Below are 14,396 nucleotides of genomic sequence, written 5' to 3'. Positions count from 1 at the left end.
GGTGGTCGCGTGCCACCGCCGGGTCGCCTGACGAAGGGTCGTCGTTCCACAACGGAACGGCGGCCCTTCGGCATTTTGCGTGACGGCGCCACCGCGTGTAGAAGCCGCTTCATCGATGGCTACGCTACCCGCCTCCCCCGCCGCCGGCCCCGCTGCCGCCGCCCCCGCCACGCCCTATGTCGCCCGTGGGCCGCACGGGCGGACGATCAACGTCCGGCCGTTCTTCGAGAACAAGGCCCGCGCCTTCTGGACATTGCAGGCGGTCGGCTGGGGTGGATACCTGCTCCTGCGCAGCGTCTCGTCGCTGTCCAACGGCTTCCGGCTCGAACTCATCATCCCGGTGATCGTCGAGGCGATCGTCGGTTATTGCATCACGATGCTGCTGTCGGCCTGCTACGGCTATTACCGGCACGTCCCCCGCATCGCCGGCGTGCCGCTGGCGGTGGCGACGCTGGTGGTGGCGACGATCCTGTACGCGACCATCAACGCCTTCTCCTTCTCGTTCCTGAAAACGGGCACGGCGGGCGTCACGGTGACGCTGGTGGCCGGTTCGCTGTTCCTGAACTTCGTCGTGCTGGCGGGCTGGTCGGCGCTCTATGTGGCGATCAACTTCTTCCTCGTGCTGGAAAACCAGATCGACGAGATGCGCGCGCTCGAATTGCAGGCATCCTCGGCGCAGCTCGCGATGCTGCGCTACCAGCTCAACCCGCATTTCCTGTTCAACACGCTCAACTCGATCTCGACCCTCGTGCTGCTGAAGCAGACCGAGCGCGCCAATGCGATGCTGTCGCGCCTGTCGTCGTTCCTGCGCTACACGCTGGCCAACGAACCGACTGCGCACGTCACCGTCGCGCAGGAGGTGGAAACGCTGAAGCTGTATCTGGAGATCGAGAAGATGCGCTTCGAGGATCGCCTGCGTCCGCTGTTCGAGGTCGATCCCCGTGCCGAACGCGCGCGTCTGCCCTCGCTGCTGCTGCAACCCTTGGTCGAGAACGCGATCAAATATGCGGTCACCCCGCAGGAGGAAGGCGCCGATATCTCGGTTCGCGTGCGGCTCGCCGGGGAACGGGTGCAGATCGCCGTATCCGATACCGGACCCGGCTTGCACGAAGCGCGGATCAGTCCAAGCCTTTCAACGGGTGTCGGGCTCACCAATATACGCGAACGACTGGTCCAGGCTTACGGGCCGGACCAGAAGTTCGAGACGCGCTCGATGCCCGCTGGCGGTTTCTCGGTCGAGATCGAGATTCCCTACCAGCTGGAAGACGTGAACAGAGAGGCCGCATGACCATCCGTACCATCCTCGTCGACGACGAGCCCCTGGCGATCCAGGGGCTGGAGCTTCGGCTGCAGACGCACGAAGACGTGGAAATCATTGAAAAATGCATGAACGGGCGCGAAGCGATCCGCGCCATCAAGACCCACAAGCCCGACCTCGTCTTCCTCGACATCCAGATGCCCGGTTTCGACGGCTTCTCGGTGGTGCAGGGGCTGATGGAGGTGGAGCCGCCGCTGTTCGTGTTCGTCACCGCCTATAGCGATCATGCCCTGCGCGCGTTCGAGGCGCAGGCGGTCGATTACCTGCTGAAACCGGTGGAGGAGACCCGCCTCGCCGACACGCTCGACAGGGTGCGCCAGCGCTTGGCCGAAAAGCGCGGCGTGGAGGAGGTGGACCGGCTGAAGGAGGTGCTGGCCGAACACGCCCCCGATGCCGCCGCCGACATGGAGGCCGATGGCGGCGACGTCTCCGCCAACCGGTTCGAGAAGCTCATCAACATCAAGGATCGCGGCCAGATCTTCCGCGTCGATGTCGACACGATCGAGCGGATCGACGCGGCCGGCGACTATATGTGCATCTACACCGGCGACAACACGCTGATCCTGCGCGAAACGATGAAGGACCTCGAAAAGCGTCTCGATCCGCGCCGCTTCCAGCGCATCCACCGCTCGACGATCGTCAACCTCGATCTCGTCAAGCAGGTGAAGCCGCACACCAACGGCGAATGTTTCCTGGTGCTGGGCTCCGGCGCACAGGTGAAGGTCAGCCGCTCGTACCGCGACGTGGTGGCGCGCTTCGTCCACTGACCGGGCGGGGGCGACAACCGCCTCCTGCCCCTGTCGGCAGTGCCTCTGCAAAACGCCTCATACCTCCGCCGGGAAGGTAGTATTTTTTAGAATATGGTGACGTACCCCCCATTCGTCGTTGCGAGCGTAACGAAGCAATCCAGAGCCCGGCGCGTGACGCCCTGGATTGCTTCGCTACGCTCGCAATAACGTGATGGATCGAGCCAATGTCATCCCGCTCCGCATGATGCACATCGTCGCAGAGATCTCGTTTGAAACGGGGCGGATGCAGTCGCATCGCTCTCATCCCGGCCCGCTTGAGGGTTAGCCGGCCAGCGCCGCCGCCCGCTCCGCCAGCCGTTCGATCGCCGCGCCGTGGATGCCCGGCGCCGCCACCACCACGCCGAAGGCCTGCGGCACGCGCTTGTTGAACGCCAGCGGTGCGCCCAGCGCGTCGCTCACCCCCGCCCCCGCTTCCGCGCCGATCAGCACCGCGGCGGCGATGTCCCATTCATTGCCCCAGCGCAGCGTCGCGACCAGATCGGCCTCGTCCGCGGCGACCATCGCCATGCGCAGCGCGATGGAATTCGGCTTGGCCACCGCCACGAAATCGCGGTCCGTGCGGGGCAACACGTCCGCCGGTACCCGTGCGCCCGCCAATACCGTGCGGTCGCCCGCCGCCAGCCGCACGCCGTTGCGCCACGCCCCGCGTCCGGCCGTCGCCGACCAGCGTTCGCGCCGGGCGGGGGCGTCCAGCACCGCAAGCACCGGCCGGCCATCCTCGATCAGCGCCACCGAAATCGCCCAGCCCTCGCGCCCGCGGATGTAATCGCGGGTGCCGTCGATCGGATCGACCACCCAGACATGCCGCCGCGCCAGCCGGTCGGGCGCATCGGCGGTCTCCTCCGACAGCCAGCCCGCCTCGGGCAGCAGCGCCGACAGCCGGGCATGGAGCATCCGGTCGGCATCCAGATCGACCTCGCACACCGGGCTGCCCGGCTCCTTTTCCCACCGGCGGAAATCGGTGCGCCAGCGCGCGAGCGCCATCTGCCCCGCCGCGGCGGCGATCTCGACGACGGCGTCCAGCAGCGGCGCCATCCCGGTCAGCCGCTCGCGACGGTCAGCCCGTCCACCCGCAGCGTCGGCACATTGGTGCCGAAGCGGAATTGCAGATCGTTGCCGGCCGTGATCGCCAGCAGCATGTCGCGCAGATTGCCCGCGATCGTGAAGCCGGCGACCGGCTCGCCGATCACGCCGCCGGAGATACGGAAACCGGCCGCGCCGCGACTATAGTCGCCGGTGACGCCGTTCACCCCCTGCCCGATCAGCTCGGTCACGTACACGCCCTCGCCCACCTCGGCGAGCAGCGTGTCGACCGGCACATGGCCCCCGTCAAGATACAGGTTGGACGCCGACACCCCCGGCCCGCCGCCGATCCCGCGCGCGGCATGGCCGGTCGGCTCCAGCCCCAGCTGGCGCGCGGCGGCACTGTCGAGCAGCCATGTCTCCAGCACCCCGTCCTCGACGATCGCGACCGGCGACACCGCCAGCCCCTCGCCGTCGAAGGGGCGCGATCGCAGCCCGTGCGGGCGGTGGGGATCGTCGCGCAACGACAGTCCGGCGGGCAGCACCGGTGTGCCCAGCGCATCGAGCAGGAACGACGTCCGCCGCGTGATCGCCGATCCGCCGATCGCGCCGAGCAGATGGCCGATCAGCGAGGAACCTACACGTGGGTCGAACACCACCGGCATCGCTCCGCTGGTCAGCCGGCCGGGGCCGACCCGCGCCACCGCGCGCTCGCCCGCCTCGCGCCCGATGCCGGCAGGATCGTCCAGCTGGTCACGGCGGCGCGCGGCGTGATGCGCGTAATCCCGCTGCATCGATCCGCCCTCGCCCGCCACGACGCTGGCCGACACGCCGTACCCCGTCGCGGCATAGGCCCCGGCAAAGCCGGTCGAGGTCGCGAGCGCCCAGACCGAGCGCGACGCGCTGGCGCCGCCGCCTTCGCTGTTGGTCACGCCCGGCACGTCGCGCGCCGCCGCTTCCGCCGCTAGGGCCGCATCGCGCAGCGCCTCGGGCGACACATCGCCGCCATCGTCCAGCCCGAGCAGCGGCGGTGCGCCGTGCAGCAGCCGTTCCGCCGGCGCCAGCCCCGCCCAAGGGTCCTCGGGCGCTTCCCGCGCCATCGCCACCGCCCGCTCGACCAGCGTATCGAGCGCGTCACTTGACAGGTCGGAGGTCGATACGCTCGCCGACCGCTGGCCCACGAACACGCGCAGGCCCAGTTCGGCGCTTTCCGACCGGCCGACATCTTCCAGCCGGCCCAGCCGCACCGACACGTCGAGCGAGGCATCCGCCGCGAACACGGCATCGGCGGCGTCCGCCCCGCCCGCCGTGGCACGGGCGACGATGTCGTGCGCGCGCGCACGCGCCTGATCGATATCCAGCATGCCGACGGACTTAGGGGGGCACCCGCCCCCGTGCAACCGCCGCCGCCCGGTCGGGGATCTGCAACCGCCGCCGATGGCGTCGCGAACGGCCGTTGCGCGACGCGATATCCTGACGCTACGCTGCCGCCGGCGAAAAGGGGTGATCGGGGATGACGATGCGGCGCAGCAGACCGGCGGTAACGGGCATGGCGGGAAGCGCGCTCGCCGCGTCGCTGATCGGGGGGCTGATCGGGGGGCTGATCGCAGGGGCGGCCTCGGCGCAGCAGACGGATGCCCCGCCACGCGCCGCCAAACGTCCGCATCAGGTCGCGTCCCCCAACGGAGCGCGCAACGACGATTATTACTGGCTGCGCGACGATACCCGCAAGAACCCGGACATGCTCGGCTATCTTGCCGCGGAGAACGCCTGGGCCGATGCCCGGCTAGCCTCGCTCACCCCGCTCAAGACCCGGCTCTATGACGAGACGGTCGCGCACATCAAACAGGACGACGGCAGCGTCCCCTATCGCAAGCACGGCTACTGGTACGGCTCGCGCTACCAGACCGGGGCGGACTATCCGATCGTCGAGCGTCGCAAGGGCAGCGTCACCGCACCTGCCGAAATCCTGTTCGACCAGCCGGCGATGGCGAAGGGCCTCAGCTATTTCTCGATCGGCGACTATGCGGTCAGCCCCGATGATGCGCGGATCGCCTGGGCGGAGGATATCGTTGGCCGCCGTCAATTTGCGCTGAAGGTGAAGAACATCGCCACCGGCCGGATCACGACCGATACCGTCGCCAATATCGAACCCAATGTCGTCTGGGCGGACGACCGCACCGTGCTGTACGTCGAGAAGGACCCCGTCACGCTGCGCGGCTACCGGGTGAAGGCGCATGTGCTGGGCACGCCCGCCACCACCGACCGGCTGCTGTACGAGGAGAAGGACGACACCTATCAAATGGGGATCGCCCGCACCGCCGACGATCGCTTCGTCTGCATCGGGGTGCAATCCACCGTCAGCGACGAACAGCGTTGCGCCCCGGTCGCCGGCGCGGCCACGTCACCCGCCGCCTTCGCCGTCATCGCCCCCCGCGCCCGTGAATTCCGCTATCACGCCGATCACCTGGGCGGTCGATGGATCGTGCGGACCAACCGCGATGCGAAGAACTACAAGCTCGTCACCATCGCCGATGCCGACATGGCGAGGGGCACCGCTGGCTGGCGCGACCTGACGCCGGCCAGCGACACCGTGTTCATCGAGGATTTCCGCCCCTTCGCCGGCTTCGTCGCGGTCGACCAGCGCGAGGGCGGCAACCGCATGATCCGGCTGCTGACCGATGCCGGCGCATCGCAGGCGGTAAAGGCGGACGAGCCCGGCTATCGCATGGCGCTCGACGTCAACGAGGAACCAGATACGCCATGGGTCCGCTACACCTATGGCTCGCTGGTCACGCCGACCACCACCTACGAGGTCAACGCCCGCACCGGCGAACGCCGCGTACTGAAGGTCGCGCCCGTGCCCGGCTACGATCCCGCGAAATACGTCACCGAACGCGTTTGGGCGCCCGCGCGCGACGGTACGCGCATCCCCGTCTCGCTGGTCCATGCCAGGGGCGTAAAGCGCGACGGTACCGCCCCGCTGCTGCAATATGCCTATGGTAGCTACGGCATCTCGATGGACCCGGGAATCGATCCGGGGCGGATCGGCCTGCTCGATCGCGGCGTCGTCTTCGCGATCGCGCATATCCGCGGCGGCCAGGAAATGGGGCGCGGCTGGTATGACGACGGCCATCTGCTGAACAAGAGGAACAGCTTCACCGACTTCATCGACGTGACCCGTTATCTGGTCGCGCAAAGATATGCCGCGAAGGACCGGGTGGCGGCGATGGGCGGCAGTGCCGGTGGCCTGCTGATGGGTGGCATCGCCAACATGGCGCCCGCCGACTACCGCGTCATCATCGCGCAGGTCCCCTTCGTCGATGTCGTCACGACGATGCTCGATGCGTCGATCCCGCTGACGACCTTCGAATATGACGAATGGGGCAACCCCGCGCAGAAACCCTATTACGATTACATGCTCGGCTACTCCCCCTACGACAACGTCACGGCCAGGGCGTATCCGGCGATGTATGTCGGCACCGGCCTGTGGGACAGTCAGGTGCAATATTACGAGCCGGCCAAATGGGTCGCGAAGCTGCGCGAATTGAAGACCGACGCCAACCCCCTGCTGTTCCGCATCAACATGGAGGCGGGGCATGGCGGCAAGTCGGGCCGGTTCGAACGCTTCCGGCAGAATGCGGAATGGCAGGCGTTCATGCTCCAGCAGCTGGGCGTCGCCGGGTGAGCGGCACGACGGGGCGGTGGACGGGCCACGGCCACGCCCGGTTCACGCGAACCCGCCTATAATGCACGCCATGCGATCGTTCCGCCGCTCCCTGCTCCCCGCCGTGCTGGCGCTGGCCGTCGTGGCACCGGCATCCGCACAGTCGCTGCTCGATTATGTCGGCGAATGCGTCCCCTTCGCGCGCGCGGCCTCCGGCATTCAAATCTATGGCAATGCCTGGACCTGGTGGGATCAGGCCGCCGGCCGGTACGATCGTGGCCATCGCCCGCGCGTCGGATCGGTGATGGTCTTTGCCAAGACGCCGCGATTGCCGATGGGCCATGTCGCGGTGGTCAGCCGCATCGTCGAGAAGCGGGTGCTGATGCTGACCCACGCCAACTGGTCGCGCCAGAATGGCGAGCGGGGCCATGCCGAACAGGATGTCACGCTGTACGACGTGTCGCCCGGCAACGACTGGTCGTCGGTAAAGGTCTGGTACCGCGATAATGACGGGCTGGGCGGCGGCATCTATCCCGTACAGGGCTTCATCTATGCGCAGGGGCGCGCCGCCCCCGAACTCACCGGCGCGCATCCCGACGATGTCGGCGCGCTGATCGACGCCTATGTCCCGGATGCCCGCCCGCTCCGCTGACGGTCCGCCCGATTGACCCGGGGTTCCCGGCGGAGATAGGATGCCCCATCGTCTCCGGGAGAAGTTCCATGCGCCTGATGCTCGTTGCCGCTGCGGCCGTTGTCACGTTGTCGCCCGCCACCGCCCCGGCCCGGATCGCCACCGACCTTCCCGTCACCACGATGCCCAATCCCGGCACGCTGCCCGAAAAATGCCGTAAGGGCGATCGTGTGCAGGTGAAGGGGAAGCAGACGGGCACGTTCGGGAAACTTGGCGACATGCCCCCCGCTACGGAGATCAAGACGGTCTATCGCTCGAAGGACGGTTGCCCCGATCCGCTGGTCGTGCGCCGGGATGTCGGTATGCCCGGCGCCGGAGCCGGTCGCCCCCGTTCGGGAAACTGAACCCGGCCGGTCAGGCGCGCAGCGCCTCCAGCTTGCGCTCGTAGGTTTCCACCAGTTGCAGCCGACGCTCGCGCGCCTCCACCGTCAGCGCGCGCTGCGCGGCGGCGCGCTCGATGATGAGCCGACGGGCATAATAACGGCGATCAGATTCCAACGATCAACCTCCCGGTGCGTGGTTGATCTGGGTTATACGATGACAGCCGTTAGTCCATGATTAATGTGGTGGCCATCGACGGGGCGTGGATCATACGGGATGGACGACACCACCCGTCATCGCGACCGGTGCACCGGTGGTGCCGGGGAAGCTGATCGGCAATGATTTCAGGCGCCTGACCGCCATATAGGCGAACCCTTCCGCCTCCACCCCGTCGCCGTTCCAGCCCAGTGAATCCCCGGATTCCACCACCAGTCCGGTGGCGTCGGCGATCATCCGCATCAGCACCGGATTGTGCCGGCCGCCGCCGACCACCAGCAACCGGGCCGGGCGGGCCGGCAGATGCGGCAGGGCCAGCGCGACCGATTCGGCGGTGAACGCGGTCAGCGTCGCCGCGCCGTCCGCCGTCGACAGCCCGCGCGCCGGCTGGATGGTGAAGTCGCTGCGGTCGAGCGATTTGGGCGCGGGCGCATCGAAGAAGGGATGGTCCAGCATCCCACCCAGCACCGTCTGGTCGACGCGCCCCGCCGCAGCCAGCCCGCCGCCCGCATCGTAGCGCGCGCCCGTCTGCTCCCCCACCCAATGGTCGATCAGCCCGTTCGCCGGCCCGGTATCGAACGCCACCAGCGTGCCGTCCGCCCCGATGAAGGTGATGTTCCCCACCCCGCCCAGGTTCAGGACCGCCACCGGCCGGGCCAGCCCGGCGGTCAGCGCGGCGTGATAGATCGGGATCAGCGGTGCGCCCTGCCCGCCGGCCGCCACGTCGGCACTGCGGAAATCGGCCACGGTGGTGATCCCGCATGCCGCCGCCAGCGCCGCGCCGTCGCCGATCTGCCATGTCCAGCCGCGATCGGGGCGGTGCGCCACCGTCTGCCCGTGGAACCCGATCACGCCGACCGCCTCCGGCGCCACCTGCGCCTCGCGCAGCAGCTTGTGGACTGCCATCGCATGGGCGCGGGTGATCAGGTCCGCCGCCTCGATCAGCGGCGGGCTGGCGCGCGGCCGGTCATAGGTCAGCGCGATCACCGTCGCCGTCGCCAGCTGCTCGCGCGCCGCATCCGAATAGGGTTCGCCCCGGAACGCGACCGGGCGCACCATCCCCTCGCCGTCCGTATCGATGAGCGCGGCATCGATGCCGTCGAGCGAGGTTCCTGACATGAGACCGATGGCAAGCATGGTCATTGCGGAGCATAAAAGCGCGACGCTGGCAAATCGGCGCGTTCCGCACTATGTGCTTCGGCTCCCATGGCAACGATACTCCCCACCCCGCCGCGCGTCGGCATGGTCTCGCTCGGCTGTCCGAAGAACCTCGTCGACAGCGAACGCATCCTGACGCAGCTGCGCGCCGACGGCTACCAGATGTCGCCCGATTATGCCGGCGCGGACGTGGTGCTGGTCAACACCTGCGGCTTCCTCGATTCGGCGAAGGAGGAAAGCCTGGAGGCGATCGGCGAGGCGATCGCGGAAAACGGCCGCGTCATCGTGACCGGCTGCATGGGCAAGGAGGCGGAGACGATCCGGGCCCGCTTCCCGCAGGTGCTGGCCGTCACCGGCGCGCACCAGTACGAACAGGTGGTGGAAGCGGTCCACGCCGCCGCGCCCGCCAACCTGTCACCCTATCTCGACCTGATCCCCGACGCCGGCCTGAAGCTGACGCCGCGCCATTACAGCTATCTCAAGATTTCGGAGGGCTGCAACCACCGCTGCTCCTTCTGCATCATCCCCTCGCTGCGCGGCGATCTCGTCAGCCGCCGGCCCGACGCAATCCTGCGCGAGGCGGAAAAGCTGGTCGCGGCGGGGACGAAGGAACTGCTGGTCATCAGCCAGGACACCTCCGCCTATGGCGTCGATCTGCGCCACGCGTCATGGCCGCTGAAGGGCGGCGGCGAGGTTCGCGCGCACATGACCGATCTGGCGCGTGAACTCGGCCGGATCGCGCCCTGGGTGCGGCTCCACTATGTCTACCCCTACCCCCATGTCGATCAGGTCATCCCGCTGATGGCCGAGGGGCTGGTCCTCCCCTATCTCGACATCCCGTTCCAGCATGCCGCGCCCGCGGTGCTGAAGCGGATGAAGCGCCCCGCCAACGACGCCAAGGTGCTGGGCCGCATCCACCGCTGGCGCGAGATCTGCCCGGACATCGCGATCCGCTCCACCTTCGTCGTCGGCTTCCCCGGCGAGACCGAGGAGGACTTCCAGTACCTGCTCGACTGGCTGGACGAGGCGCAGCTCGACCGCGTCGGCGCCTTCCGGTTCGAGCCGGTCGAGGGCGCCACCGCCAACCTGCTGCCCGATCCGGTGCCCGAAGAGGTGAAGGAGGAGCGTTATCAGCGCATCATGGCGAAGACCGCCGCGATCTCCGCCGCCAAGCTCGCCGCCAAGGTCGGCCGCACCCTGTCGGTGATCGTCGACGCGGTGGACGAGGAAGGCGGCGCCACCGGCCGCTCCGCCGCCGACGCGCCGGAGATCGACGGCGAGGTCTTCCTGCGCGATGCCGGCCATCTGACGGTCGGCGATATCGTCCCCGTCACGATCGAGGATGCCGACGACCACGACCTGTATGGCGTGCCGGTCTAAACGCCGTCATTACGAGCGTAGCGAAGCAATCCAGAGCGTCACACGCGCAGGTTCCTGGATTGCTTCGCCACGCTCGCAATGACGGAACGGACAGGTCGATCCTGAAACCCGCACCGTTTCGAATACAACGGCTGCCCTCCTCCGTCATTGCGAGGAGCGAAGCGACGCGGCAATCCAGCGGCCGCACACGCGACGCGCCGGATCACCTCGCCACGACGAAGCCGGCGCGCCCGGATCACCTCACCCCGTTACCGCACCATGGCAATGCTTGTACTTGCGCCCCGACCCGCAGGGGCACGGCGCGTTGCGGTTGACGCGGCCTTCCCATTCGGCCGGGTCCTCGCCCATGTCCTGCGCCTCGGGCCGCACCATCTGGAGCGGCGGCAACTGCGTCGTCACGTAACCGCGCGATCCCGCATCGATGTCGTTGCTGTCGTCCTCGCCGGTGAACGGGTCGAAATGCGTGGTGATGAAATCGGGCAGCGGCGGCAGTTCGGGTGCCGCCTGAAACTGGAAGTCGGCATGCGCCACCGTCTTCGTCACATCCTCGCGGATATTGTCGAGCATCCGCTCGAACAGCGAAAACGCCTCCTGCTTGTACTCGTTGAGCGGCGTCTTCTGCGCATAGGCGCGCAGATGGACCACCTGACGCAGCGCATCCAGCGTCGACAGATGCTCCTTCCAGTGATGGTCCAGATGCTGGAGCAGGATCGACTTCTCGATCTGCACCCATGTCTCCGGCTCCAGATCGGCGGCCTTGGCGGCGATCGCGGCATCCGCCTCGGCCTGCACGCGCTCGGTCACCAGTTCGGGATCGATCGCCTCTTCCTGCAACCAGTCGTCGATCGGCGGATACAGGTTCAGCACGTCCGCCAGTTGCGCCTTCATCCCCTCCACGTTCCACTGTTCGGGATAGGAGTTGGGCGGGCAGGCATCGCCGACGATCGTGTTCACCGTCTCGGCGCGCATGTCGCTCACCATGTCGCCGACTGTCTCGGCATCCATGATGTCGGCGCGCTGTTCGTAGATCACCTTGCGCTGATCGTTCATCACGTCGTCATATTCGACGACCTGCTTGCGGATGTCGTAATTGCGCGCCTCGACCTTCTTCTGCGCGGTTTCGATCGCCTTGCTCAGCCACTTGCTGCCGATCGCCTCGCCATCGTCCATGTTCGACCGCATCATCCGGGCGAACAGCGTGTCCGGCCCGAAGATGCGCAGCAGATCGTCGTCCAGCGACAGGTAGAAACGCGACAGCCCCGGATCGCCCTGCCGGCCGGATCGGCCGCGCAGCTGGTTGTCGATCCGCCGGCTCTCGTGCCGCTCGGTGCCCAGCACGAACAGGCCGCCCGCCGCCAGCACCTCGGCCTTCTCGACCACGATCTCTGCCTTCACCCGCTCGGCCACCGCCTCGTAATCGGGGGTGCCGGGATCGAGATCGGCATGTTCGTCCGACATGCGGAAATCGAGATTGCCGCCCAGCTGGATGTCGGTGCCGCGCCCGGCCATGTTGGTCGCGATCGTCACCGCGGACTTGCGGCCCGCCTGCGCGACGATGTGCGCCTCCATCTCGTGATAGCGCGCGTTCAGCACCTTGTGCGGTACATTCTCCTGGGTCAGGAATTCGGACAGCAGTTCCGATTTCTCGATCGACACGGTGCCGACCAGCACCGGCTGGCCCAGCGCGGCATGTTCGGCGATCTTCTTGGCGATCGCGCGGAACTTGTCCTGCGTGTCCTTGTAGAATTCGTCCTGCTCGTCGATCCGCTGCACCGGTACGTTGGTCGGGATCGACACGACGTTGATCTTGTAGATGTCGTAGAATTCGGCCGCCTCGGTCGCGGCGGTGCCGGTCATCCCGCCGATCTTGGGATACATGCGAAAATAATTCTGGAAGGTGATCGAGGCCATCGTCTGGTTCTCGGGCTCGATGTTCACGCCCTCCTTCGCCTCGACCGCCTGATGCAGGCCGTCGGACCAGCGGCGCCCGTCCATCATCCGCCCGGTGAACTCGTCGATGATGACGACCTTGCCGTCCTTGACGATGTAGTCCGTGTCCGCCTTGAACATCATGTTCGCGCGCAGCGCCTGGTTCAGGTGGTGGACGACCTGCGTGTTCTCGAAATCATACAGGTTGTCGCCTTCCAGCAGCCCGGCCGCCTCCAACATCCGCTCGGCGCGCTCGGTGCCGTCCTCGGTCAGGATGATCGACTTCTGCTTTTCGTCCTTCTCGTAATCCTCCGGCGCGAACTGCTTCACCACCGCGTCGACCAGCTTGTACAGGCCGGACTTGTCGTCGGTCGGGCCGGAGATGATCAGCGGGGTGCGCGCCTCGTCGATCAGGATTGAATCGACCTCGTCGATGATCGCGAAGTTGAACGGGCGCTGCACCATGCCGGTGCGCTCGTACTTCATGTTGTCGCGCAGGTAATCGAAGCCGAGTTCGTTGTTCGTCGCGTAGGTGATGTCCGATTCATACGCGGCGCGGCGCTGCTCGTCGGTCAGGTTCGGCACGATGATGCCGGTAGTCAGTCCCAGGAAACCGTACACCTGCGCCATCCACGTCGCGTCGCGGCTGGCGAGATAGTCGTTGACCGTGACGACATGCACGCCCTTGCCCGGCAGGGCGTTCAGGTAACAAGCCAGCGTCGCGACCAGCGTCTTGCCCTCGCCCGTCCGCATCTCGGCGATCTCGCCGCGGTGGAGCACGATGCCGCCGACCATCTGCACGTCGTAATGCCGCTGGCCCAGCACGCGCCGCGCCGCCTCGCGCACCGTCGCGAACGCCTCGGGCAGCAGGTCGTCGAGCTTGGCGCCCTCCGCCAGCTGGGCGCGGAACTTCACCGTCTGCGCGGCGAGATCGGCATCGGACAACGTCTGCAACGTCGGCTCGAACGAGGCGATCTTGTTGATGATGGGGTTGAGCGACTTGACGTACCGGTCGTTGGACGACCCGAAGAGCGATTTGGCGAGGCCACCGAACATGTGGGCGGGTTCCTGATAACGAGAAAAGCGCGGCCCGCCCCGTATAGAGGCCACCGCTGAAGACAGGGTGAAGGCGTCCGCCCGCTATTCGCGGCGGCGTGCCGCCCAGAATGGCTGCGTCGGCGACAGCGACCATGACGTGACGACGGCCGCGATTCGCGACCCCTCCGGCACCATATCGGCCGGCCGGTGCGTCGGCACCGCGCGCCGCGCCGTCGTCGCCGCCGCGACGACCGACTGCCCCGCCACCGCCTGCGCCACGTCGGGCGACCGCACGCTGCCGCCGATCCCGGTCAGGGCGGACAACAGGGCAGACAGGAGCAGCAACAGGTTCATGCGCGCCCGGACATAGGGAGCATGGGCGAAACAGTCCATCCCGCGGGGCGTGGGAAGATGGTTCACGCGGAGACGCGAAGACACGAAGGAAGAAGGTGGGTTCGCGCAGAGGCGCAGAGGGCGCCGAGATATCGTTTGCGACCTCTGCACCTCTTTCCGCGCAGCGGCTTTCGCGTCTCGACCGGGTGATGGAGGGGGCAGCTGACGCGGGCGGGGCTTTCTCTGCGCCCTCCGCGCCCTCCGCGCCCTCCGCGCCCTCCGCGCCTCTGCGCGAACACCCCCCTCTTCGCGCCTTCGCCTCTTTGCGTGAACCCACACACTCCGGCACCGGAAATCGAACGTGGATTCGGGCCGACGCTGTCCTACAAACGGCCTTCATGGCAAGGATCGGTCATGTCCGCCGCGTCGTCCCCGGAAAGTCACACCTCCCCTTTGGCGGACCCCTGTAGGATGCGACTTTTGAGACTTTCCACCGCCCGTCCTTTCCCGCAA

Annotated in this window: 12 protein-coding genes; 6 read left to right on the top strand and 6 right to left on the bottom strand. The window is 67.4% G+C overall.

What is annotated here, in order from left to right; translation table 11 throughout:
- Positions 1-115: 115 nt before the first annotated feature.
- Both ABD719_RS10320 and ABD719_RS10315 read left to right on the top strand, forming a co-directional pair.
- On the top strand, positions 116-1,288 hold the full coding sequence (locus tag ABD719_RS10320; protein ID WP_192123252.1) for a sensor histidine kinase: 1,173 nt from the start codon (positions 116-118) through the stop codon (positions 1,286-1,288).
- Complete coding sequence (locus ABD719_RS10315; protein ID WP_344693285.1) at positions 1,285-2,085, top strand: LytR/AlgR family response regulator transcription factor; 801 nt, start codon at positions 1,285-1,287, stop codon at positions 2,083-2,085. The genes ABD719_RS10320 and ABD719_RS10315 overlap by 4 nt, the downstream gene beginning before the upstream one ends.
- 303 nt (positions 2,086-2,388) lie before the next feature.
- On the opposite strand, the gene ABD719_RS10310 is transcribed toward ABD719_RS10315, so the two are convergent.
- Positions 2,389-3,162, bottom strand: a complete 774-nt coding sequence (locus tag ABD719_RS10310; RefSeq protein ID WP_344693284.1) for a 3'(2'),5'-bisphosphate nucleotidase CysQ — start codon at positions 3,160-3,162, stop codon at positions 2,389-2,391.
- Positions 3,163-3,167: 5 nt separating this feature from the next.
- Positions 3,168-4,514 (bottom strand): TldD/PmbA family protein, encoded by a 1,347-nt coding sequence (locus ABD719_RS10305; RefSeq protein WP_344693282.1) that lies wholly within the window; start codon positions 4,512-4,514, stop codon positions 3,168-3,170.
- A 149-nt stretch (positions 4,515-4,663) separates the two neighbouring features.
- Here ABD719_RS10305 and ABD719_RS10300 point away from each other — a divergent pair, with 149 nt between their 5' ends.
- From ABD719_RS10300 to ABD719_RS10290, 3 genes are all read left to right on the top strand, one after another.
- Positions 4,664-6,838: a S9 family peptidase gene (locus ABD719_RS10300; protein ID WP_344693281.1), complete on the top strand. Its 2,175-nt coding sequence runs from the start codon at positions 4,664-4,666 to the stop codon at positions 6,836-6,838.
- A 61-nt stretch (positions 6,839-6,899) separates the two neighbouring features.
- Complete coding sequence (locus tag ABD719_RS10295; RefSeq protein WP_425567152.1) at positions 6,900-7,469, top strand: CHAP domain-containing protein; 570 nt, start codon at positions 6,900-6,902, stop codon at positions 7,467-7,469.
- A gap of 68 nt (positions 7,470-7,537) precedes the next feature.
- Positions 7,538-7,852: a hypothetical protein gene (locus tag ABD719_RS10290; protein ID WP_344693280.1), complete on the top strand. Its 315-nt coding sequence runs from the start codon at positions 7,538-7,540 to the stop codon at positions 7,850-7,852.
- Positions 7,853-7,862: 10 nt separating this feature from the next.
- On the opposite strand, the gene ABD719_RS10285 is transcribed toward ABD719_RS10290, so the two are convergent.
- Positions 7,863-8,006: a hypothetical protein gene (locus ABD719_RS10285; RefSeq protein WP_344693279.1), complete on the bottom strand. Its 144-nt coding sequence runs from the start codon at positions 8,004-8,006 to the stop codon at positions 7,863-7,865.
- Positions 8,007-8,096: 90 nt separating this feature from the next.
- Positions 8,097-9,182, bottom strand: a complete 1,086-nt coding sequence (locus tag ABD719_RS10280) for an anhydro-N-acetylmuramic acid kinase (protein WP_344693454.1) — start codon at positions 9,180-9,182, stop codon at positions 8,097-8,099.
- Between the two features lie 69 nt (positions 9,183-9,251).
- Between ABD719_RS10280 and rimO the strand changes: the two genes are divergently transcribed.
- Positions 9,252-10,583, top strand: coding sequence for a 30S ribosomal protein S12 methylthiotransferase RimO (rimO, locus tag ABD719_RS10275; RefSeq protein ID WP_344693278.1), 1,332 nt, complete (start codon positions 9,252-9,254; stop codon positions 10,581-10,583).
- Positions 10,584-10,823: 240 nt separating this feature from the next.
- Here the strand turns inward: rimO and secA are convergent, their stop codons facing one another.
- Both secA and ABD719_RS10265 read right to left on the bottom strand, forming a co-directional pair.
- On the bottom strand, positions 10,824-13,568 hold the full coding sequence (secA, locus tag ABD719_RS10270) for a preprotein translocase subunit SecA (RefSeq protein WP_344693277.1): 2,745 nt from the start codon (positions 13,566-13,568) through the stop codon (positions 10,824-10,826).
- 84 nt (positions 13,569-13,652) lie between these two features.
- Positions 13,653-13,970: a hypothetical protein gene (locus ABD719_RS10265; protein WP_344693276.1), complete on the bottom strand. Its 318-nt coding sequence runs from the start codon at positions 13,968-13,970 to the stop codon at positions 13,653-13,655.
- Positions 13,971-14,396: the final 426 nt, after the last annotated feature.

The organism is Sphingomonas cynarae (assembly GCF_039537815.1).
In the GTDB taxonomy this organism is placed as follows: domain Bacteria; phylum Pseudomonadota; class Alphaproteobacteria; order Sphingomonadales; family Sphingomonadaceae; genus Sphingomonas; species Sphingomonas cynarae.
This window is presented reverse-complemented; position numbering and strand designations above follow the sequence as displayed.